21 protein-coding genes and 1 rRNA gene are annotated in these 21,281 nt (G+C 43.8%); 20 read left to right on the forward strand and 2 right to left on the reverse strand.

Annotated elements, in window-relative coordinates; translation table 11 throughout:
- Nucleotides 1–77, forward strand: a 5S ribosomal RNA gene (rrf, locus tag AC3WJJ_RS24295); the annotation flags it as partial.
- A 73-nt stretch (nucleotides 78–150) separates the two neighbouring features.
- Here rrf and AC3WJJ_RS24300 read toward each other — a convergent pair.
- Nucleotides 151–966: a DUF4362 domain-containing protein gene (locus AC3WJJ_RS24300; protein ID WP_492544620.1), complete on the reverse strand. Its 816-nt coding sequence runs from the start codon at nucleotides 964–966 to the stop codon at nucleotides 151–153.
- A gap of 343 nt (nucleotides 967–1,309) precedes the next feature.
- On the opposite strand from AC3WJJ_RS24300, the gene AC3WJJ_RS24305 reads away from it, so the two are divergent.
- From AC3WJJ_RS24305 to pssA, 12 genes are all read left to right on the forward strand, one after another.
- Nucleotides 1,310–2,257, forward strand: coding sequence for an ABC transporter ATP-binding protein (locus AC3WJJ_RS24305; protein WP_492544622.1), 948 nt, complete (start codon nucleotides 1,310–1,312; stop codon nucleotides 2,255–2,257).
- Complete coding sequence (locus AC3WJJ_RS24310) at nucleotides 2,250–3,011, forward strand: DUF2705 family protein (protein WP_492544624.1); 762 nt, start codon at nucleotides 2,250–2,252, stop codon at nucleotides 3,009–3,011. The genes AC3WJJ_RS24305 and AC3WJJ_RS24310 overlap by 8 nt, the downstream gene beginning before the upstream one ends.
- Nucleotides 3,012–3,064: 53 nt before the next feature.
- On the forward strand, nucleotides 3,065–3,448 hold the full coding sequence (locus tag AC3WJJ_RS24315; protein ID WP_492544626.1) for a GntR family transcriptional regulator: 384 nt from the start codon (nucleotides 3,065–3,067) through the stop codon (nucleotides 3,446–3,448).
- A gap of 17 nt (nucleotides 3,449–3,465) precedes the next feature.
- Nucleotides 3,466–4,164 carry an ABC transporter ATP-binding protein gene (locus AC3WJJ_RS24320; protein ID WP_492544628.1) on the forward strand — a complete coding sequence of 233 codons (699 nt, stop codon included), beginning with the start codon at nucleotides 3,466–3,468 and terminating at the stop codon, nucleotides 4,162–4,164.
- Nucleotides 4,164–4,907: a hypothetical protein gene (locus AC3WJJ_RS24325; RefSeq protein WP_492544630.1), complete on the forward strand. Its 744-nt coding sequence runs from the start codon at nucleotides 4,164–4,166 to the stop codon at nucleotides 4,905–4,907. Before AC3WJJ_RS24320 ends, AC3WJJ_RS24325 begins: the two co-directional genes overlap by 1 nt.
- Nucleotides 4,908–5,200: 293 nt before the next feature.
- Entirely contained in the window at nucleotides 5,201–5,662 is a 462-nt protein-coding gene (locus tag AC3WJJ_RS24330) for a CtsR family transcriptional regulator (protein ID WP_422658486.1), read from the forward strand.
- A 27-nt stretch (nucleotides 5,663–5,689) separates the two neighbouring features.
- Nucleotides 5,690–6,208 (forward strand): protein-arginine kinase activator protein McsA, encoded by a 519-nt coding sequence (mcsA, locus tag AC3WJJ_RS24335; RefSeq protein WP_422658485.1) that lies wholly within the window; start codon nucleotides 5,690–5,692, stop codon nucleotides 6,206–6,208.
- A gap of 69 nt (nucleotides 6,209–6,277) precedes the next feature.
- Nucleotides 6,278–7,345, forward strand: coding sequence for a protein-arginine kinase McsB (mcsB, locus tag AC3WJJ_RS24340; RefSeq protein ID WP_492544633.1), 1,068 nt, complete (start codon nucleotides 6,278–6,280; stop codon nucleotides 7,343–7,345).
- Nucleotides 7,346–7,514: 169 nt separating this feature from the next.
- Complete coding sequence (gene clpC, locus AC3WJJ_RS24345) at nucleotides 7,515–9,965, forward strand: ATP-dependent protease ATP-binding subunit ClpC (RefSeq protein ID WP_492544635.1); 2,451 nt, start codon at nucleotides 7,515–7,517, stop codon at nucleotides 9,963–9,965.
- Nucleotides 9,966–10,170: 205 nt separating this feature from the next.
- On the forward strand, nucleotides 10,171–11,538 hold the full coding sequence (gene radA / locus AC3WJJ_RS24350; protein ID WP_422658482.1) for a DNA repair protein RadA: 1,368 nt from the start codon (nucleotides 10,171–10,173) through the stop codon (nucleotides 11,536–11,538).
- A 13-nt stretch (nucleotides 11,539–11,551) separates the two neighbouring features.
- Complete coding sequence (disA, locus tag AC3WJJ_RS24355) at nucleotides 11,552–12,628, forward strand: DNA integrity scanning diadenylate cyclase DisA (protein ID WP_422658481.1); 1,077 nt, start codon at nucleotides 11,552–11,554, stop codon at nucleotides 12,626–12,628.
- 52 nt (nucleotides 12,629–12,680) lie between these two features.
- The gene (gene pssA, locus AC3WJJ_RS24360) at nucleotides 12,681–13,409 is read left to right on the forward strand and encodes a CDP-diacylglycerol--serine O-phosphatidyltransferase (RefSeq protein WP_492544638.1); all 729 of its coding nucleotides are present in this window, start codon (nucleotides 12,681–12,683) and stop codon (nucleotides 13,407–13,409) included.
- Between the two features lie 209 nt (nucleotides 13,410–13,618).
- On the opposite strand, the gene AC3WJJ_RS24365 is transcribed toward pssA, so the two are convergent.
- On the reverse strand, nucleotides 13,619–14,014 hold the full coding sequence (locus AC3WJJ_RS24365; protein ID WP_422658479.1) for a nucleoside triphosphate pyrophosphohydrolase family protein: 396 nt from the start codon (nucleotides 14,012–14,014) through the stop codon (nucleotides 13,619–13,621).
- Nucleotides 14,015–14,306: 292 nt separating this feature from the next.
- Here AC3WJJ_RS24365 and AC3WJJ_RS24370 point away from each other — a divergent pair, with 292 nt between their 5' ends.
- The 7 genes from AC3WJJ_RS24370 to AC3WJJ_RS24400 all read left to right on the forward strand — a co-directional run bounded on the left by AC3WJJ_RS24370 (nucleotide 14,307) and on the right by AC3WJJ_RS24400 (nucleotide 21,253).
- Nucleotides 14,307–15,395: a PIN/TRAM domain-containing protein gene (locus AC3WJJ_RS24370; protein ID WP_492544640.1), complete on the forward strand. Its 1,089-nt coding sequence runs from the start codon at nucleotides 14,307–14,309 to the stop codon at nucleotides 15,393–15,395.
- A gap of 82 nt (nucleotides 15,396–15,477) precedes the next feature.
- Complete coding sequence (gene ispD, locus AC3WJJ_RS24375) at nucleotides 15,478–16,164, forward strand: 2-C-methyl-D-erythritol 4-phosphate cytidylyltransferase (protein ID WP_422658477.1); 687 nt, start codon at nucleotides 15,478–15,480, stop codon at nucleotides 16,162–16,164.
- Between the two features lie 101 nt (nucleotides 16,165–16,265).
- Nucleotides 16,266–16,754 carry a 2-C-methyl-D-erythritol 2,4-cyclodiphosphate synthase gene (gene ispF, locus AC3WJJ_RS24380; RefSeq protein ID WP_422658476.1) on the forward strand — a complete coding sequence of 163 codons (489 nt, stop codon included), beginning with the start codon at nucleotides 16,266–16,268 and terminating at the stop codon, nucleotides 16,752–16,754.
- Nucleotides 16,755–16,791: 37 nt separating this feature from the next.
- Nucleotides 16,792–18,255, forward strand: a complete 1,464-nt coding sequence (gene gltX / locus AC3WJJ_RS24385) for a glutamate--tRNA ligase (RefSeq protein WP_492544643.1) — start codon at nucleotides 16,792–16,794, stop codon at nucleotides 18,253–18,255.
- A gap of 429 nt (nucleotides 18,256–18,684) precedes the next feature.
- On the forward strand, nucleotides 18,685–19,383 hold the full coding sequence (gene cysE / locus AC3WJJ_RS24390; protein WP_422658474.1) for a serine O-acetyltransferase: 699 nt from the start codon (nucleotides 18,685–18,687) through the stop codon (nucleotides 19,381–19,383).
- A gap of 23 nt (nucleotides 19,384–19,406) precedes the next feature.
- On the forward strand, nucleotides 19,407–20,813 hold the full coding sequence (cysS, locus tag AC3WJJ_RS24395; protein ID WP_492544697.1) for a cysteine--tRNA ligase: 1,407 nt from the start codon (nucleotides 19,407–19,409) through the stop codon (nucleotides 20,811–20,813).
- The gene (locus AC3WJJ_RS24400; RefSeq protein WP_422658473.1) at nucleotides 20,810–21,253 is read left to right on the forward strand and encodes a Mini-ribonuclease 3; all 444 of its coding nucleotides are present in this window, start codon (nucleotides 20,810–20,812) and stop codon (nucleotides 21,251–21,253) included. The genes cysS and AC3WJJ_RS24400 overlap by 4 nt, the downstream gene beginning before the upstream one ends.
- Nucleotides 21,254–21,281 lie beyond the last annotated feature (28 nt).

The following is a 21,281-nucleotide window of genomic DNA, read 5'->3' on the forward strand; positions in this document are numbered from 1 at the left end:
CGAACACGACCGTTAAGCCTTCCAGCGCCGATGGTACTTGGACCGAAGGGTCCCGGGAGAGTAGGACGTCGCCAAGCACAATGAAAGCCATTGTTGAGTAATCAACAATGGCTTTTTTTATTTGTTTATTCAACATCTTCTGGAATATTTCTATTCATAGCCTCCTTTAACTGGAGGCAATTGCTTGTAAATGTCTTTATCTCTGACGATATCGATGATTTTATTGATGAGTGAAGTCATTTGCTGCCCATCTTTACTCTTATCGCATTCCGACCATTCGTAATGAAGAACTCGATTACCAGAATAAACAGTGAGGTCGTATGCGATATGAGGTTTTTTGTTACAGGATGTAGTTAATTGCTTTTCTTCCATGTAGTTGGCAAGCACCATATTCTTATATATGGACTGACGTTCTTCTGAACTGAATTGGAAATCAGAGACTTCTACGGTTTCGCCGTTCTGTAGATCTTTAGTCAACGTCTTCTTTAGTGTGTTGATTTGATTGCCTAAATGCACTCCATATTTCAAAACAAAATCAAAGGAGTCTATCTCCTTCACATCATAAGGAATCTTAAGTATCTGGATATCGTCTTCCTTACCGTTACATCCTGTGAGTACATATTCTAAGTAGGTATCTTCTTCGTTTCTTTGTAGCCTGTCACAGGTGAACTTGGAAACCATCGGTGTGCTGTAATCGTCCTGGGTGTTGTCATACTTCATTTGAATCTGATTTCCTTGATACTTTAATACATAAAAAATGGGATCACCTTCAATTGTATAATGTACGACCTGCAGGTTTTCTCTATTTTTTTCTATAAAAGCGTTTAGATTATCAATGTTCTTTATATCTCCGTGTCTATTGATGACATCCTCTTCTTCATTAACCTCAGAACCAGAACATCCAGTCAGTATAAATAGCAGTATTAGAATGGAGTGAACGAGCCCTTGGATACGCAATTTATACAAATATAAGCCCCCTTTTGATATTTAATGTTTCATTATTTCTATAGACGACAACAATTGGATTAAAGTTACAGTTAATAAATTATAAGGGTCAAACTACATGACAATAAAGATCACGAATACATCTCTGTGAAAAGCGTCCATGACTTTTTAATAAGATTTCTGTACAGAAGTATCGACGGTTTTCCTTCTGAGCCAAGGGAACTGTATTAATTCAGCGTGCTTAATTGCACCAGTTCTCAATAATAAACCTCCATGTATGAAAAAAACAGCTCACTACACTTTACAACAACACTATCCTAGTGTACTATTTAACTATAACACTAATGCAAAAGGGAGTGTAGCAATGAGTTTAAACAAAGATAAGCCAAATTCAGTGGTTCTAAGTGCAGATCATATCACTAAGACAATCGGAGCTAAGAACATTGTAGATAATTTATCTTTTGATATACAACAAGGTGAAATTGTTGGTCTTCTAGGACCGAACGGAGCAGGGAAGACGACAACCATACGAATGATTGTTGGTCTTATAAAAATGTCTCAAGGGGATGTCATTGTGCGTGGGCACAGTGTTAGACACCAGTTTGTGAAAGCGATACGTCATATCGGTGGGATTATCGAAAATCCAGAGTTTTATCCGTATATGAGTGGATACGATAATCTGAAGCAGTATCAGCGAATGGCTGAAGGAATTAAAGAGTCAAGAATTCATGAGGTCATCAAGCTGGTGGGATTACAGGATGCTATTCACAAGAAAGTTCGGGCCTATTCCCTAGGAATGCGGCAAAGACTTGGTATTGCCCAAGCACTTCTTCATGAGCCATCTATTCTTATCTTGGATGAGCCAACGAACGGATTGGATCCAGCAGGTATTCGGGAAATGCGGGATTACTTGAAACTGATTGCCAGAGAAGAAGGGATCGCCATTCTGGTCTCAAGTCACTTGTTATCTGAAATGGAGCTTATGTGCAGCAGGGTGATCGTGATACAAGAAGGTAAGCTTGTAACGGAGCGTCCGATTGGTAGTGAGCCGCAGAATGATCTCGTTACCGTTAACTTCCGAGTCAGTAGTACACAGGATGTTCTGGAAGCAGTACACACACTGGATGAGGTTAGAGTGATTGGTGTTGAGCCGAATCGAAGTGAAGTCACCCTCCAGTTGAAAGATGAAAATATACCTCAGATCATCAAGATTTTGGGTGATGCAGAAGTGTCGATATACCGGATTGAGGAAACTAAGCAATCATTGGAAGAAGAATTTTTGAAATGGACAGGAGGCAATCGGATTGCGTAGCTTTGGAAATCTTGTTACTAATGAATGGTTGAAGATGTTCAAAAAGAAAAGCTTTTTCATTCCTTATGCTTTAGTGGCTGCGATGATTATTTTTGTAGCTTATATGTTAAAGTCGTTCTCAGGTGGAGATGCCGGCACAGGATATGAATTTGCCAAAATGGTTGTTGCTTCTAAAGGAATGGGTCAAGTATTAACGATGCTAGCAATTGTTGTGACCGCTGGATCGGTAGCTAAGGAACATAGCTTTGGAACAATTAAGCTTCTACTGATTCGTGCACAAAGCCGAACCAAAATTCTTGCGTCGAAGTATGTCGTTATCTTGCTATATATTATTTCACTTATAGCATTTGCGCTTGTTGTCGGGCTTACCACTGGCACATTGATGTTCGGTACAGGTGAAGGATCAACGAATTTACAGGATGTGTTTATAGCAGCAGGATATGGTTTCGTATATACCCTCATGTACGTCTCATTTACATTCGCTGTTGGGATTGTAACGAGGTCAACTGGACCGGCAATTGGGATTGGGATGTTCATGGTTGTTATTGAAAGTCTAGTAACTCAATTGCTTGCAGGGTATTCATGGGCGAAGTACTTACCATTCTTGAACGTAGATCTCTCGATTTATAATGATGGTTTAGGTTCCTTGCTTCCCGGCATGTCGCTGACGTTCTCTGCCATCGTACTTGCTGTGTATCTCCTCTTGTTTCTTGTCACGGGCTTTGTTACGTTTAAAAAACGGGATGTCGCTTGATGAACTGAAAACAACTAATTAGAGGAGAGCGGCGGAAAGGAGCAAAACCGATAGTGAGCATAGAATTTGACAATAATCTGCCGATCTATTTACAAATTATGAATTATTTAAAAAGAGAAATCGTAAGAGGAGGGCTAAAGCCTGGCGATAAGATTCCATCCGTCCGGGAACTGGCAGCCGACCTTCAGATTAACCCCAATACGGTGCAACGCACCTTTCAGGAACTAGAACGAGAAGGTATTGTTGAGACTAGGCGCGGATTGGGCAGATACGTGACGAGTGAGGGATCTAAGATCATGACGATAAAAAAAGAAATGGCCAGTGAGCTGCTGGAGCATTTTATCCGTGGTATGCAGGAATTGGGCTTTAAAGAGCAAGATATTATGTCTATTGTGGCTGAGGCTGTTAAGGAAGACGTTAATCAGGAATCTAGATAGGAAGGAGGAGAATTTAAATGGAGAGTCTAATTCAATTTCATAATGTATCTAAGAATTACGGTGGCAAAATAGCATTACACAATGTAACTATCGACATTACTGAGGGTAAAATTATCGGTCTACTTGGAACGAATGGCAGTGGTAAGAGTACGATGATGAAAATTGCGGCAGGACTTGTTCATCCCTCAGCCGGAAAAGTGACTATTAAGGGTAAACCCGTTGGATTGGAGACGAAATCGTTGGTTTCTTTCATGCCAGATCGTCCGCTCACAGAATCATGGATGAAAGTATCTGATGCGATCAAGTTTTTTCAGGACTTCTATGCTGATTTTGATGTAGAGAAGGCACATAATATGTTGAAATTCATGAACTTGAATTTAAACGATAAGATCAGCTCATTATCCAAAGGAATGAATGAACGACTCCAGCTGACACTGGCACTTTCACGCAATGCTTACGTGTATATGCTGGATGAGCCGATTGGAGGCGTTGACCCTGTCGCACGTGGCAAAATCCTCAATGCGATTGTGGAGTTCTATAATGAGAACAGCAGTATCATCATATCAACACATCTAGTGAGAGACATTGAGCGTATTTTTGATGAAGTGGTCTTTATACGGAACGGTGAGATCGTTATGCACGAGGAAGTAGAGAATATTCGTCTAGAGCATGGTAAAAGCATTGATGAAATGTTCAAAGAGGTGTTCGCAGAATGATGAAACTGTTGAAATACGACTGGAAACGAAATTCGAATGTAATTCTTGGTCTTATGACCGTTCTGTTGATCTCAGAAACACTGTTTACATCGATCGGTTATATACGAGGATGGGAATTATGGCTCTTGGTGCCCTTGAGCATGCTAGCTTATGGTATAGTGAGTACGATCCTACTGGTAATTATCTGCAGAACATTTGATCAGAATATTAAGTTATATAATCGCCGCCTCTTACCTATTCGATCTATATGGACTATCGTATCGTCGTTAATACAGACCTGGATCAGTACAGTGATTGTTATGATATTGGTGATTATTCACTTATGGATATTCTGGAACATAGGAAGCATAGGTGAAATAATAAACCTCCCCCGTTTAATTACTTCGGATTATGTATTAATGGCATTGGGTGGCGGCTGGAAATATACATTTGTTATGATAACTATCTTTTTCTCGATCGTAGTAGCTCGTGCAATTCGCAAGCAGTGGGGGTTATGGTTCAGCATCGTGCTCTTTTTTGTCATTCAAAATGTAATACAGTGGATGGAGTACAAAATCTTCACTTCAGATAGTGGATGGGTGGGTCAAACATTCTCCATTCGAATTGAAGAGGGAGGGACTGGAACTCCAATTACCAATGAGACTTTTCAAATCCCATGGGGACCGTTTATATTTGAAATACTTCTCGCCGGAGTACTTATATATGCTATGGTTAAACTGATCGATCGTAAGGTGGAAGTATAATATTCATCATCATATGTAAGACCTTGCTAGAATAATGGCGGGGTCTTTTTATTTTGGTTGATGGAGTGGTATGCGGAATATTTTCACTTTTTAACGGTTAGACTGAAAGAGAAGCCCCCTTGGCAAAATAAAAAATTGTGTTATAATAAATTTAAAGTCAAAGAAAGTCAAAGTCAGCAATAAAGGATTCAATGAAGCGCCAAGTTGGTTAAAATTAAAGTATCGGCAAGACTCTGTGAGGACGTGTAAGATCAATACGGCTTAGCGTTTCAAGCAGTGGAGGATGAATAATCATGCGTAATATCTCTGATATTATCGAACAATATTTGAAGGGTATTTTGCAAGAAAGCTCGGAGGGTACAATTGAGATCCAGCGTAATGATCTTGCGGAGAAATTCTCATGCGTTCCTTCCCAGATTAATTATGTTATTAGTACCCGTTTTACATTAGAGAAGGGGTATTTGGTGGAAAGTAAACGTGGCGGAGGAGGCTATATACGTATTCAGCGTATTGAGTTGCCGAAGCATACAGCTCTTCACCATCACTTGCATCATTCGATAGGAAATCTCATTGATCAGACAGTAGCAGAGGGGCTGATTTACCAGCTCGAAGAATCACGGTTTTTGACGATGCGTGAAGCTTGCCTCATGCGGGCAGCAATCTCAAGGGAATGTCTGAACGTTAAACTTCCTTACCGAGATGAGCTTCGTGCCAGAATTATGAAGGCGATGCTTGTTTCTTTGTTGGGTAAATGAGTCTTTGTTAAAAGGAGGGTCATGAATATGGTGTGTCAAGAATGCGGTAAACGGCCGGCGACGCTCCATTTCACCAAGATTGTAAACGGAGAGAAGACGGAATTCCATTTCTGTGAAACTTGTGCCCGTGAAAAAGGGGAATTGATCCCTGGGACGTCGAATGGTTTCTCTATTCACAGTCTTTTGTCAGGTCTGCTTGATCTCGATCCTACGGGAAAAGGTCAAACTCAGGGTTCTAGGGGACCTCAAGCACCCCGTTGTGAGGAATGCGGTATGACCTATTCACAATTCAGTAAGCTTGGCCGTTTTGGCTGCAGCTCTTGTTACAAATATTTCTCTGATCGCTTGGATCCACTTTTCAAAAGGGTTCACGGTAATACCACACATGTAGGTAAGATCCCCAAACGAAGTGGTGGTAAGATCCAAGTGAAACGTAAAATTGATGAGCTTAAGAAGGAACTGCAGTATAAAATCCTTCAAGAGGAGTTTGAAGAAGCTGCTGAAATCCGTGATCAGATCCGTGAGCTCGAGAAGAGTATGGCTTAAGTCTATGGACTACAATACTGCACTTGAAGCGAGCATTTTGCAAAATGCTGAAGGTAGGAGGAATGCGTGATGTCGAATCTTCGGTTTACCGAACAAGCGCTGAGCGAATGGATGCGCGGAAACGGTCAGGATTCTGATATAGTCATCAGCACCCGGGTTCGGGTGGCGCGCAATTTGCAGCATCTTCCTTTTCCGCTGCTTGCGACAGGCGAGCAGTCGGGAGAAGTGCTTGAGCGCCTGACAGGTGTTTTAAAGGATCAGGAAGAATTACAAGATCTGGGTCCTTTTCATACCATTCGTTTAGATGAGATTGATGGATTGGATAAGAGAGTGTTGGTTGAGAAGCGACTCATTAGTCCAAGTCTCGCTGATGAATCGAGAAATGGAGCGGTGATACTTACGGAAGATGAATCGGTAAGTATCATGATTAATGAAGAGGATCACCTACGAATCCAGTGCTTGTATCCGGGCTTCCAAGTGCATGAGGCTTGGGAGAGAGCAACGAAGCTAGATGATTTGTTCGAAGCCAAAGTTGATTATGCTTTTGACGACAAAAGAGGGTATCTTACAAGCTGCCCTACAAATGTCGGAACAGGGCTTCGTGCTTCTGTCATGATGCATCTGCCTGCGCTTGTGATGACTCAGCAGATCAACCGCATTTTGTCAGCTGTCTCTCAGGTGGGACTGACGGTACGTGGCATCTATGGTGAGGGCAGTGAGGCTGTAGGGAATTTATTTCAGATTTCCAATCAGATTACACTAGGGCAGACTGAGTCTGAAATTATAGAGAATCTGCACAGTGTCGCAATGCAAATCATAGAACATGAGAAGAATGCTCGTGAGCGATTAATTAGCGAATCGAAACTTCGGATTACCGATCGCGTGATGCGATCATACGGTATATTATCTTATGCTGAGGTTATGGAGTCGAAAGAAGCAGCGCAGCGATTATCTGATGTAAGGCTTGGCGTTGATCTCGGTCTACTTAATGGCCCACCAAGTTCAGTTATGAATGAACTTAATGTCATGACCCAGCCTGGTTTTTTACAGAAAAAATTTGGTGAAACGATGAATCATAATGAACGTGATGTATACCGTGCAAAACTGATTCGCGAAACCCTTAGTAAGGAACAATGAAACATATCATAGATGGAAATTTTGCAAAAATCGAAGAAGCGGTTTAAAATCAACGATATATAGATTGGTAAGATTTATCACGAACTATATATTGCATTCTAGAGCGTTTTGAAAATCGATTTTTCATTATTCCGAGAAATAAAACAATCATTCGTGGAGGTGCAATACTATGATGTTTGGCAGATTTACGGAACGTGCGCAAAAAGTGCTTGCATTAGCTCAAGAAGAAGCTGTGCGTTTGGGGCACAACAACATAGGCACAGAACATATCCTGCTGGGACTCATCCGTGAAGGAGACGGCATTGCCGCTAAAGCGCTGATTGGTCTTGGCTTAGGGCTTGAGAAGATACAGGATGAAGTAGAGACATTAATCGGTCGCGGACAAGAGCAACCGACGAATATTGCATATACCCCAAGAGCAAAGAAAGTAATTGAACTCTCAATGGATGAAGCTCGTAAGCTTGGCCATACGTATGTTGGTACAGAGCATATTTTGCTAGGTCTGATTCGGGAAGGTGAAGGTGTTGCAGCGAGAGTACTGAACAATCTGGGTATTAGCTTGAACAAAGCTCGCCAGCAGGTTCTTCAACTACTTGGAAGCAGCGAAGCGGTATCAAGTCATCATGGGCAGCCGCAAAATGTAAACACTCCAACGCTGGACAGTCTTGCTCGTGATCTGACTGCCATTGCAAAAGAAGGCAACCTTGATCCGGTCATTGGTCGGAGCAAGGAGATCGAGCGAGTGATTCAGGTACTCAGTCGTCGTACGAAGAACAATCCGGTTCTGATCGGTGAGCCTGGTGTAGGTAAGACGGCAATTGCTGAGGGTCTTGCTCAAAAGATTATCAATAACGAAATCCCAGAAACACTTCGTGATAAGCGGGTAATGACGCTGGATATGGGATCAGTTGTTGCAGGAACAAAGTATCGTGGTGAGTTTGAGGATCGCCTGAAGAAGATCATGGATGAAATTCGTCAAGCGGGAAATATCATTCTGTTCATTGATGAGCTTCATACTTTGATCGGTGCTGGTGGCGCTGAAGGAGCTATTGATGCTTCTAATATCTTGAAGCCGTCTCTTGCACGGGGCGAGTTGCAATGTATCGGAGCTACTACGCTGGATGAATATCGTAAATATATCGAGAAGGATGCAGCTCTGGAGCGCCGGTTCCAACCAATTACGGTGGATCAGCCTTCTCCAGAGGAAGCTATTCAGATCCTGTATGGACTGCGTGATCGTTATGAAGCCCATCACCGGGTGAAGATTACCGACGAGGCGATTGAACAGGCTGTAAAATTGTCTGACCGTTATATTACGGATCGCTTCTTACCGGATAAAGCGATTGATCTAATTGATGAAGCGGGTTCTAAGGTAAGACTTCATACGTATACGATTCCGCCGAACCTGAAGGATCAAGAATCTCATCTGGAGGATATCCGCAAGGAGAAAGATGCAGCTGTTCAGAGCCAGGAATTTGAGAAAGCAGCGGCATTGCGGGATACCGAACAGAAGCTAAGAGAAGAGCTTGAAATCACGAAGAATCAATGGAAAGAAAAACAAGGTCGGACTGATTCTGAGGTTACTCCAGAAGATATCGCAGACGTGGTTGCGAACTGGACTGGTATCCCTGTGAATAAACTCAGAGAGGAAGAAACCGAACGCCTGCTCAATATGGAAGAACTACTTCATAACCGTGTGATTGGTCAGGATGAAGCAGTTAAGGCAGTGAGCCGGGCAGTTCGCCGGGCACGCGCTGGACTTAAAGATCCAAAACGTCCAATGGGCTCGTTCATTTTCCTTGGACCAACAGGTGTAGGTAAGACTGAGCTAGCAAGAGCATTGGCTGAATCGATGTTTGGTGATGAGAATGCTGTAGTTCGTATCGATATGTCGGAATACATGGAGAAACACTCCACATCCCGTCTCGTTGGGGCGCCTCCAGGATATGTTGGATACGAAGAAGGTGGGCAGCTCACTGAGAAAGTTCGCCGTAAGCCATACTCTGTCGTTCTTCTCGATGAGATCGAGAAAGCGCACCCGGAAGTATTTAATATCCTGCTTCAAGTATTGGAAGATGGACGTCTTACTGACTCCAAAGGCCGTGTGGTTGATTTCCGTAATACGTTGATTATCCTGACTTCCAATGTAGGGGCAGAAGCGATTAAACGTAACTCTACATTAGGATTTACAGCTGCAACCGATGCAGGTAGAGATTACAACAACATGAAGGATAAAGTGATGGATGAGTTGAAGAAGAGCTTCCGTCCTGAGTTCCTGAACCGAATTGATGAAATTATCGTATTCCACTCCCTAGAAGAGAAGCATATCGCTGAGATTGTATCGTTGATGTCCGATGAGCTTCGCAAGCGTCTGCGTGAATTTGAAGTAGAATTCGAGCTGACGGATAAAGCGAAAGCATTCCTTGCTAAGGAAGGATATGATCCGGCATTCGGGGCTCGTCCGCTGCGTAGAGCTATTCAGAAGCACATTGAAGACCGCTTATCTGAGGAACTCTTGAAAGGAAATGTCTCGAAGGGCGATGAGTTGCTTATCGATGAGGAGAACGGTGAATTAACCGTCAAGAAGACGAAGCAATCTGCAACTGCTAAATCTGAATAAATAAGATTTTATAGAGTACCCCGCTGGTTTACTGCCTGCGGGGTCTCTTTTTATAGAGTTATCCTGAATTGGCCTGACTTTTATGGGGAAACTTTTTGATTATTCTTTACGATGAATTAGAATAAATGGTAAACTTTGATTAATGCCTGATTTTGCAGGGTTTTGACGAATATAGGCAAAGGATGCGCATCATAAAGGAGAGGTCATGGCAAAAACAAAAACAAAATTTTTCTGTACTGATTGTGGTTATGAATCACCGAAATGGTACGGGAAATGTCCCGGCTGTCAAGCCTGGAATTCAATGGTGGAAGAAACAGAGACAGTCATCAAGACACAGGGGATGAATTCTCCTCTTTTTCATAGTAAAGAAAAGCCCGTTTCGATCATAAATATAGAAAGTGGTAAGGAACCGAGGATCGAGACCGGTATTGCTGAATTAAACCGTGTGCTTGGTGGGGGGCTTGTCCCTGGTTCACTTGTGCTGGTAGGCGGCGATCCCGGAATTGGGAAGTCAACTCTGCTGCTCCAAACGTCTAATCAATTGGCAAGAAACGGACTTCGAGTATTGTACATTTCCGGCGAAGAATCGGTGCGTCAGACCAAGCTACGTGCAGACCGTCTTGGTGCACTGTCATCAGAGCTATTCGTCCTGTGTGAAACGAATCTGGAGACAATTGAAGAAGCGATCGAGAACGTGCAGCCTCAATTTGTTGTAATTGACTCGATCCAGACGGTTTATCAGCCTGATGTATCCAGTGCGCCTGGAAGTGTTGCTCAAGTTCGTGAGTGTACAACAAGGTTTATGCGTCTGGCTAAGGTCAAAGGGATTGCTACCGTGCTTGTAGGGCATGTGACGAAGGAAGGCGCCATAGCTGGTCCAAGATTGCTTGAGCACATGGTAGACTGTGTATTATATTTTGAAGGGGAACGGCATCATACGTATAGACTCCTTCGGGCGGTGAAGAACCGCTTTGGGTCAACGAATGAAATTGGTATTTTTGAGATGGGAGAAGAAGGCTTACGTGAAGTCGGTAATCCCTCAGAGTTGTTCCTGTCAGAACGTCCACTAGGAGTGGCTGGTTCAACGGTAGTTGCAAGCATGGAAGGCACAAGACCCGTATTGGTCGAACTTCAAGCTCTCATCTCTTCAACGCACTTCCCTTCACCGCGAAGAATGGGGACTGGTGTCGATCATCACCGAATGAACTTAATTATAGCTGTGCTGGAAAAACGGATGGGAATGTTCTTACAAAACCAAGATGCATATTTGAATGTTGCTGGTGGGGTTAAACTAGATGAGCCTGCGGTGGATTTAGCGATAGCCGTTAGTATCGCATCAAGCTTCCGGGATATGGCGACCAAGCCGTATGATGTTTTCTTTGGAGAGGTTGGTTTAACAGGTGAAGTCCGTGCCGTTTCAAGAGCGGAGCAGCGAGTGAAGGAAGCAGAAAAGCTTGGATTCAAAAGAGTGATTATGCCTGAGAAAAGCCTAAAGGGCTGGAAGCATCCAAAAGGCATACAAATTATTGGAGTCAATACCGTGGCAGATGCACTAGCGGTTGCGTTAGATTAGGGGGCATACTAAAGTGAAAGAAACGAGCCAACTGGACAAAATGAATGATCTGCTGAAGCTAGTGGCGCCGGGGACGCCATTCAGAGATGGGCTTGAGAATGTACTGCGGGCTAAGACCGGCGCGCTGCTCGTCGTCGGTTACAGTCCTGAAGTTATGGAGGTCGTCGACGGTGGCTTCTCCATCAATTGCGACTTCTCACCTAACTATCTGTATGAGCTTGCGAAGATGGATGGGGCAATTATTTTAAGTGAAGATCTTAAGCGGATTTTATATGCCAACACGCAGCTTATCCCGGATTCTTCGATCTCCTCTTCTGAGACGGGAATCAGGCACCGGACTGCAGAGCGGGTGGCAAAACAAACCGGGAAATTGGTTGTTTCCATCTCACAGCGTCGAAATATTATTACATTGTATCAAGGGTCATTACGATATGCCCTGAAGGAAATTGGCGTTATTTTGACCAAAGCAAACCAAGCTATTCAGACTCTTGAAAGATACGGCGTGGTTCTTAATCAGTCATTAACAAATCTCTCCGCTTCTGAGTTTGAAGAACTGGTCACCATTCCTGAGATCGTAAATGTTATTCAGCGTGTGGAGATGGTGCTACGCATTAAGAAGGAGATTAAGCGCTATATCAATGAGCTGGGGAATGAAGGCCGTCTGATTAGTATGCAGATGGATGAGCTTGTTAGTAACATTGAAGAAGAAGCTTGGTTGCTTTACTCTGATTACGCTCGTGAGTATAGTGAAGATAAAATCCGTGAGATTATTCTGTCTCTGAAACGTCTGACGGATGATGAGCTTCTCGATATTCATCATATTATTAAAATTTTAGGATATCCTTCCTCGGCAGCTGCTTCTGAAGAAGAGATCATGCCACGTGGGTATCGTATTCTAAACAAAATCCCACGTCTCCCCAATGTTATCATTCGTAATTTAGTGGATCGGTTTGAAGATTTACCAAGTATCATGGCCGCGACAATTGACGAATTGGATGAAGTTGATGGTATCGGTGAGGTTCGTGCGCGTACTATTAAGGATGGATTGAAGAGATTGCAAGAGCAAGTATTCATTGACAGACAAATGTAAATCTCATACAATCGATGAATGTGATGTAAAATTTAACGAGGTGAATATACAAATGACGAAGTCAATTCCGAACATGTTTACTCTAGGTAACCTGTTTCTCGGAATGATTGGCATTATCTTGGCGACGAATGGCAAGACCAGTATGGCCGCCATCATGATAATTATTGCCATGCTTCTCGACGGTTTGGATGGCCGCGTTGCTCGTGCACTGAATGCGCAGAGTGAATTCGGTAAAGAGCTTGATTCTTTATCTGATGTGATCTCTTTTGGTGTTGCGCCTGCGCTTATCATGTACACGGTTGCTCTGTCGGATATGAACAATGCATTTGCGTGGACAGTCACAGCCATCTTCCCGATGTGCGGTGCTCTGCGTTTAGCTCGATTTAACGTTCGTCCAGGAATTCCTGGGTATTTTATCGGCTTGCCAATTCCAGCAGCTGGTGGTGTACTTGCAACGCTGGCTCTGTTTCATGAAGAGATTACAGCTCCTTATATGATCATTGCAATGTTACTGCTTTCTTATCTCATGATCAGCGGTGTCAAGTATCCAAACTTCAAGAAAATTGGGCTTCCGAGAAAAGCGATCAAATATACTCCCCTAGTGATTATTGCTGCGGTTATGGTGGCTGTGTTCCTTCCAGAACAAACCTCCAAGTTGATTTTTGTTCCGCTTGTTATCTATGCGGGTTACGGTTTGAAACAGAATTTCCGTAAACTTAGCCGTAAACATCGTGAAGAAGAACGTAAATCGGATGAGGCCTATCATTCCTCAGATCGTTAATGAATACACAGAGTGAAGCAGACTCTTATGTTATCGAGAATGTTTCGGTTTAGTAGAAAAGTGGCCCAAGAATGGGCCGCTTTTTTTATATGGTAAGGTAATTCATCTATAAAAAAAGCATTTAAATCGCTGCTAAAGAGCAGAGATCTAAATGCTTTTTTTTGTTATATAGTTGGTGAAATCCTAAATTTACAAAATCCTCAAGAAGATCAAGACAAGTTAAACAAGCCTAGAGTTGAGCACTTCTGAGACTCTTTAATAACCACTTCATCTAGCTGAATATCCAGCAGATTAGCCATAGCTGACATATAGAACAAATTACGGCCTAGCTCAGAACTAATGGCTTCACGACAATTCTCACACAACTGGCCATCAACATGAGTACCTGCGAGTTCTTTGGCTTGTTCGAGATCTGCACCCATATCGAAGGTTTGCTTCGTGGCGTGAAGTTCGATACAACCGCATTCCGTAATAGCTTTGGTTACAGCACGATTAACGGAAGCATTGCTTTGACCGGTTTTAGACAGGACATCCAAAAGACTGCGGTGACGTAGCAACAATTCGGAAACTTGATCCTGAAAAGCCTGTAAGCTAGGAGCGCTCATGATTATTATCCACCTCGATATCGATATTATGAATTGTGTTCATTATATTCCAGCCGTTCAGGGAATTTCAACCGATAACAGAGCACTGGAGAGGCTAGAATGGTTGATATTCTCGTACATACAGCTTAACACACACTCTCTTGAATGCATCCCATTTTTTCTTTTATTCCAAAAAATTATTCTTACTAGCTTTAATTTTAGAAAAATAACTTTATCACGATTACGGCTTGGCAAATTGGACCATACTGGAAATTATACAATGAATAATTTTAATAAGGAGGTGCGGGAACCCATGTTAAAAAAAGCTATCTTAGCATTTACAGTACTGTGTGGAGCATGGTGCGGGTATACGTTATATCATATGGTGGAAAGGTCGTTCCCCGAACTATTCTCGGTTTTCGGTCAAGGTGTTTTTGCTGGAGGGAGCAGCGTCTCTGCACTGCTTGGAGGACTGCTATTCGGTATGATTGCTATGCTTGTAGCTGACAAATTTGACGGCAGGCTACAAAATGTCATTTCCTCTTTCTCACGTATACCGATGACGGATCTAGCAGCAGGCACGATAGGACTACTTGGAGGTTTGCTGTTGTCTCTGTTGTTATCGCCTAGTCTTACTTGGCTTGGGCAAGCGGGACGCTTGCTTCAGGTTGGCATTACGCTGCTTGGGGGATATGTGGGTCTACGTATTGGGCTCGAAAAGAAGGAGGAGCTTGCTTCGCTCTGGATGTCAGGGAAATGGAGCCAAGCTAACGAACCGGAAGGTCGAGGAATTGAAGAGCATAAGATATTGGATACCAGTGTGATTATTGACGGCCGAATTGCTGATATTTGCAAAACAGGATTTATCGAAGGAACGATTGTCATTCCAGAATTTGTGCTTGAAGAATTGCAGCATATCGCTGATTCCTCGGACCTGCTAAAGCGTAATCGTGGACGACGAGGATTGGATATTTTGAATAAAATTCAGAAAGAGTTGGATGTAAAAGTCCTTATTTATGAAGGAGACTTCGAGGAGATTTCAGAGGTGGACAGCAAGCTGGTTAAATTGGCGAAAGTACTTCAGGGAAAAGTTGTTACTAACGATTTTAATCTGAACAAAGTATGTGAGCTACAAGGGGTATCTGTACTCAACATCAACGATTTAGCTAATGCGGTCAAACCAGTCGTACTGCCAGGAGAAGAGATCTTGGTACAGATCATCAAGGATGGGAAGGAACACGGTCAGGGTGTAGCCTATCTGGATGACGGAACGATGATCGTAGTTGAAGGTGGAAGAGAATATATAGGGGCGATGATGGAAGTACTCGTTACGAGTGTACTGCAGACTTCAGCGGGCCGAATGATCTTTGCAAAACCGAAACTGTTGGAAAAAGCCCAGTAAACGGGGTATGATGGAGTATGTACATATCCGTTCCCGGCTGTAGCGATAGGTACAGTTGTTGGGTAGAGACAGGAGTTTTGGTATGAGTAAGAGCTTTGGTGTTGTCATCGTGGCAGCAGGAAAAGGTTCACGAATGGGGACCAGAGAGAGCAAGCAGTTCTTGCAGATCGAAGGTAGACCAATCGTTGTGCATACGATGGATATTTTTAACCAAGTGCCGTGGTTGCAGGAGATCATTCTGGTCACCGGACGTGATGATGTCAGTCGATGTAAGGCGTGGGTGAAGGAATATAGCTTGGACAAGGTGTCAGCAGTCATCCCGGGTGGAAGTGAGCGTCAGGAGTCCGTTTACCAAGGGATCAAGCAAATGAATACAGAATGGGTAATGATACATGATGGCGTTAGACCGTTTGTTACCCGTGAGGAGATCGATAACTGCCGGGATGTCGCACTTCGGGAAGGTGCTGCAGTTCTCGGCGTTCCTGTAAAGGATACGATCAAACAGGTGAACGAACAGGGGCTGATTACAGCTACTCCTGATCGTCATAGTCTGTGGGCTGTTCAAACCCCACAGGCTTTTCGTCTTTGTGACTTGCTGGCAGCCCATGAGTCCGCAGAGCGAGAGGGATACTCCGGGACTGATGACGCGATGCTGCTGGAAAGAGCAGGGCTACCTGTGGCAATTGCGGAAGGCAAATATACAAACATTAAGATTACAACGCCCGAAGACTTGGAGTATGCCGCATTTTTAAAATATAAGAAAGTATAAGCTAGGGGCTTATACTTTCTTATATTTCTCGTAGAATGGCTGCGAACTATACTAGATAAAGCCGTTTCTACTTGAAGAACACTTAAAGGAGAGATACAAAGATGATACGAGTAGGTCAAGGATTTGATGTACATCAGCTCGTGGAAGGAAGGCCGTGCATTATTGGCGGTGTTACCATTCCGTACGAAAAGGGTCTGGTAGGGCACTCTGATGCTGACGTGCTTCTTCATGCGATTACAGATGCTATTCTTGGTGCTCTGGGTCTCGGAGACATTGGTCGTCACTTTCCAGATACAGATCCGTTGTTTAAGGATGCAGACAGCCTGAAACTTTTGGAGCAAGTGTGGGAGATGGCGAAAGAAAAAGGTTACCGTCTTGGGAATGTGGATAGTACTATCATTGCTCAAAAACCAAAGATGGCACCGCATATTCCGGAGATGACTAAGATTATCGCGAAGGCACTTGAAGCAGACGAAGCACAAGTGAATGTTAAGGCAACAACAACGGAGCAATTAGGTTTTACAGGTCGAGGCGAAGGGATCGCTGCTCAATCTATTGTATGCCTTGTTCAAGGTATGCTATCATCTTGAAAGAATCTTTGAGAGAAGCAAAACGGAGGGGTTAGAAATGACCGAAGAAGTCCGTGTGCGCTATGCACCGAGTCCAACGGGACATTTACATATCGGCAATGCCAGAACGGCATTATTTAATTATTTGTACGCACGCAAACACAATGGTAAATTTATTATCCGTATCGAAGATACAGATGTGAAACGCAATGTAGCAGGCGGAGAAGAAAGTCAGTTGAAATATCTGAAGTGGCTTGGCATGGAATGGGATGAAAGTGTGGATGTTGGGGGCGAGTATGGCCCTTATCGTCAGACAGAGCGCCTCGATATTTACCGTAAATATTGGCAGGATCTTTTGGACCGTGGACTTGCTTATCGGTGCTACTGCACAGAAGAAGAGCTAGAGAAGGAGCGGGAGGAACAGACTGCACGTGGAGAAACCCCGCGCTATTCTGGTAAACACCGTGATTTGACAGAAGAACAGCGTCAAGCTTTTGAAGCAGAAGGCCGAGTTGCTAGCATTCGTTTCCGGGTTCCAGAAGATAAAGTATATACCTTTGATGATATGGTTAAAGGTACGATCTCCTTCAACACGAAGGAAACGGGTGACTTTGTCATTGTTAAGAAAGATGGTATTCCGACATACAACTTTGCGGTTGCTATTGATGATAACCTGATGAAAATTACCCACGTACTGCGTGGTGAAGACCATATCTCCAATACACCTCGTCAGCTCATGATTTATGAAGCGCTTGGTATGGAGCCTCCACGCTTTGGTCATATGACCTTGATCGTTGGAGAGAACCATAAAAAATTGAGCAAACGTGATGAATCGATCATTCAGTTTATCGAGCAGTATGATCAGCTTGGTTATTTGCCGGAAGCTTTGTTCAATTTCATCGCTCTGCTCGGTTGGTCTCCAGAGGGAGAGGAAGAAATTTTCTCTAAAGAACAGCTGATTGAAGTCTTTGATTCGAATCGCCTCTCGAAGAGTCCAGCAGTATTTGATACGAATAAGCTTGCTTATTTGAATAATACCTACATCAAGCAGGCAGATCCGAACCGTATTGCAGATTTGGCGATTCCACATCTTCAGCGCGCTTCACGTTTACCAGCAGACCTGTCACCAGAGCAGGATGCTTGGGCTCGTGCGTTGGTCGCTCTTTATCAAGAGCAGATGACATCGGCTTCTGAGATTGTTGAATTGTCTGCAATGTTCTTCCGTACTCACCTTGAGTTGGATGAGGAAGCTACTGCTATTCTTTCTGAAGAACAGGTTCCAACAGTCCTTTCGGCATTCCTGGCAAAATTGGAAGGCTCTGAGGAGTTTACAGCAACCAAGATTGCAGCTTTGATTAAAGAAGTACAGAAGGAAACGGGTTTCAAAGGTAAAGGACTCTTTATGCCAATCCGAGTAGCTCTTACAGGGCAAACCCATGGTCGTGACTTGAATCAGACGATTTGGCTACTAGGCAAAGACCGTGTGCTCGATCGTTTGCGTGCTCAGATCAAAGGCGCTTAGCAGAGTCAGACCTCTGTCTGATATTTTCTTGTCAGGAAACGGTCTTTTGGGTAATATATAAGAAAGTACAAATTGAAAAGCTAGGATCAGGAGAAGTACGTGTAATGTAAGGCACGATCCAGAGAGGATAACCGGGAGAGGACAAGGTCACTTGATTCTTCCAGGCTGTGAGTTATCCCGTTGCCGAAAGCGGAAATGCGCCTGTGAGCTGTATGGTTGAAGCGGTCATATACCGTTAGATCATGCCGGCCGTCACCGTTAAAGACTTGAAGTTGAACCGTGCTATCTGTCCCTTATCCATGGGAGGAGTTTGCCGGTTTTAAGCAGAGTGGAACCGCGTGTTTGACGCCTCTGCAGCGAGAGCTGCAGGGGCGTTTTTTATTATTGTAATGGATCTATGATGGGGCGAACTGGGGAGGGGGATCGTTCATGTTCAAGCAAATGAAGTCGGATATACGGACTGTGTTCGAGAATGATCCGGCTGCCCGAGGACTTTTTGAAGTTGTGTTTACGTATTCGGGCCTACATGCTTTGTGGGCTCACCGAATTGCCCATGCTTTGTTCAAACGGCGTTGGTACTCTTTAGCCCGTATTATTTCACAGTTTAGCCGGTTTATGACGGGCATCGAAATACATCCAGGAGCTCGGATCGGGAAGCGACTTTTTATTGATCATGGTATGGGTGTTGTTATTGGTGAGACATGTGAAATTGGTGATGATGTTGTTATCTACCAAGGTGTAACGCTTGGGGGTACTGGTAAGGAAAAAGGCAAGCGTCACCCTACCATCGGTAGTAATGTAGTCGTTGGGTCGGGAGCTAAAGTTCTTGGATCTTTCACCATTGGTGAGAATAGCAACATTGGTTCTAATGCGGTGGTGCTTCGAGAAGTTCCTCCGAATAGCACCGTTGTTGGTAATCCGGGAAAAGTGGTCAAACAGAATGGTGAGCGTGTACGTGACCGTCTTGATCATACGAATCTCCCGGATCCGATCGTTGATACACTGCGCAGTATGCAGAAGGAAATTGATGAACTGCGCAAAGAATTGACAACACAGAAAGAGCAACTAGCGAGCCCAGAGTTGAATCGCTCAGATGTTCCCATGCATAGAGATTTACAAAAGCGATAAGAGAAAGGATCGTGACCATACAAATGGCACTTCAAATTTACAACACGTTAACCCGTATGAAGGAGACATTTACCGCACAGGAGCCGGGTAAAGTAAGTATGTACGTGTGTGGCCCGACTGTTTACGACTATATTCATATCGGAAATGCACGTCCAATGATCTTTTTCGATGTGGTACGTACTTATTTTGAACAACAAGGTAATCAGGTCAATTATGTCGTTAACTTTACGGATGTAGATGACAAAATGATCCGTAAAGCAGAACAGACTGGAACCACAGTTCCAGAAGTGGCTGATCAATTTATCTCTGCTTATTTTGAGGATCTAGATGGACTCGGAATTCCTCGTGCCACAATGAATCCGCGTGTTACTGAGAACATGGATGATATTATTGAATTCATTCGTGAACTCATGGATAGAGATTTTGCATATGAGAATGGTGGCGATGTCTTCTATCGCACTCGTAAGTTTGATGATTATGGAAAGCTCTCACAGCAGAAACTCGATGAGCTTCAGTTCGGTATCCGAATTGAAGTCGATCAGCGTAAGGAGAATCCAGAGGACTTCGTCTTATGGAAAGCAGCAAAGCCAGGAGAGATATACTGGGAAAGCCCTTGGGGGAACGGACGTCCGGGTTGGCATATCGAATGCTCTGCGATGGCTCGTCGCTACCTTGGGGATACATTAGACATTCACGGCGGTGGACAGGATCTGCAGTTCCCTCATCATGAGTGTGAGGTAGCTCAGTCCGAGGCGTTAACAGGTAAACCACTTGCGAATTATTGGATGCACAACGGTTACATTCGTATAAATAATGAGAAGATGTCTAAGTCCCTTGGAAACGGGGTATTAGTTAAGGATCTGCGTGCACAGTATACAAAAGAGGCTGTCCGTTATTTTATGCTATCGACTCATTATCGCAATCCACTCAATTTCAGTGATGAAGTGATGGATCAAGCGCAGAATAGTATTGATCGTATTGCGAATGCAGCTGGTAACGTCCGTCATCGTCTTGAAACGGCAGTAGGGGCACCGGAAGGTAAGACAGGAGCAGAAGTTGCCGCTAAAATGGATGATGTTCTTGCTGAATTCCATAGCAAAATGCAAGATGATTTCAATACACCGGATGCAATTACGGCTATGTTCCAGTGGGCAACGGAAGCGAATCATATTCTCCAAAAGGCATCTGTACCAGCAGAAGACCTCCAGAAGGTGCTGACTGCCTTTGAAGAAATGAACGGTGTATTGCGAATTGTAAATTCGTCAGCAGAGGAACTTCTAGATGAAGAAATCGAACGCTTGATCGCTGAGCGAGTAGAGGCCCGTAGCAATAAGGATTGGGCACGTGCTGATGAGATTCGTGACCGTTTATCGGCAGAAGGTATCTTGCTTGAGGATACAGCGCAAGGTATGCGCTGGCGGCGCAAATGAGCGGTTTAGATCCTAAGGAAATGGGAGGGAGCTGGTTTCCGTTCCCTCCTTCCAAACCCGTCCGACTTATACCGCCGATCGTACTTGCTTACATTGGAGACTCAATTTATGAAATTGCGGTCCGTCAGTATTTAATATCGCTGCAGAATCTTCGTCCTCACCATTTACACCGTACGGCAACAAGTTTTGTCTCTGCGAAAGCACAGAGCCGCATTCTTGCGTTCCTTGATCCGGTACTGACGGAGGAGGAGCGGGATGTGGTACGTCAGGGTCGTAACGCTAAATCAGGCAGTATTCCAAAGAATGCTGATGTTTTGGAGTATCGACACGCGACGGCATTTGAGTGTCTGGTAGGCTATCTATATTACGCTGGGCATCATGAACGACTTCAGGAATTAATAAAGCAATCTATCGAGTTTATAGCAGATCCAGCTGAATAATAGCAGTAGATGGAGATAGAATAAAACT

It is taken from the genome of Paenibacillus sp. FW507-14B1B (assembly GCF_058781425.1).

What these genes read in the sequence shown, in the direction of transcription:
- AC3WJJ_RS24305 (WP_492544622.1), top strand. Translation starts at nt 1,310, where the DNA reads ATGAGTTTAAACAAAGATAAGCCAAATTCAGTGGTTCTAAGTGCAGAT.
- AC3WJJ_RS24320 (WP_492544628.1), top strand. Translation starts at nt 3,466, where the DNA reads ATGGAGAGTCTAATTCAATTTCATAATGTATCTAAGAATTACGGTGGC.
- AC3WJJ_RS24325 (WP_492544630.1), top strand. Translation starts at nt 4,164, where the DNA reads ATGAAACTGTTGAAATACGACTGGAAACGAAATTCGAATGTAATTCTT.
- AC3WJJ_RS24330 (WP_422658486.1), top strand. Translation starts at nt 5,201, where the DNA reads ATGCGTAATATCTCTGATATTATCGAACAATATTTGAAGGGTATTTTG.
- mcsA (WP_422658485.1), top strand. Translation starts at nt 5,690, where the DNA reads ATGGTGTGTCAAGAATGCGGTAAACGGCCGGCGACGCTCCATTTCACC.
- mcsB (WP_492544633.1), top strand. Translation starts at nt 6,278, where the DNA reads ATGTCGAATCTTCGGTTTACCGAACAAGCGCTGAGCGAATGGATGCGC.
- clpC (WP_492544635.1), top strand. Translation starts at nt 7,515, where the DNA reads ATGATGTTTGGCAGATTTACGGAACGTGCGCAAAAAGTGCTTGCATTA.
- radA (WP_422658482.1), top strand. Translation starts at nt 10,171, where the DNA reads ATGGCAAAAACAAAAACAAAATTTTTCTGTACTGATTGTGGTTATGAA.
- pssA (WP_492544638.1), top strand. Translation starts at nt 12,681, where the DNA reads ATGACGAAGTCAATTCCGAACATGTTTACTCTAGGTAACCTGTTTCTC.
- AC3WJJ_RS24365 (WP_422658479.1), bottom strand. Translation starts at nt 14,014, where the DNA reads ATGAGCGCTCCTAGCTTACAGGCTTTTCAGGATCAAGTTTCCGAATTG.
- AC3WJJ_RS24370 (WP_492544640.1), top strand. Translation starts at nt 14,307, where the DNA reads ATGTTAAAAAAAGCTATCTTAGCATTTACAGTACTGTGTGGAGCATGG.
- ispD (WP_422658477.1), top strand. Translation starts at nt 15,478, where the DNA reads ATGAGTAAGAGCTTTGGTGTTGTCATCGTGGCAGCAGGAAAAGGTTCA.
- ispF (WP_422658476.1), top strand. Translation starts at nt 16,266, where the DNA reads ATGATACGAGTAGGTCAAGGATTTGATGTACATCAGCTCGTGGAAGGA.
- gltX (WP_492544643.1), top strand. Translation starts at nt 16,792, where the DNA reads ATGACCGAAGAAGTCCGTGTGCGCTATGCACCGAGTCCAACGGGACAT.
- cysE (WP_422658474.1), top strand. Translation starts at nt 18,685, where the DNA reads ATGTTCAAGCAAATGAAGTCGGATATACGGACTGTGTTCGAGAATGAT.
- cysS (WP_492544697.1), top strand. Translation starts at nt 19,407, where the DNA reads ATGGCACTTCAAATTTACAACACGTTAACCCGTATGAAGGAGACATTT.
- AC3WJJ_RS24400 (WP_422658473.1), top strand. Translation starts at nt 20,810, where the DNA reads ATGAGCGGTTTAGATCCTAAGGAAATGGGAGGGAGCTGGTTTCCGTTC.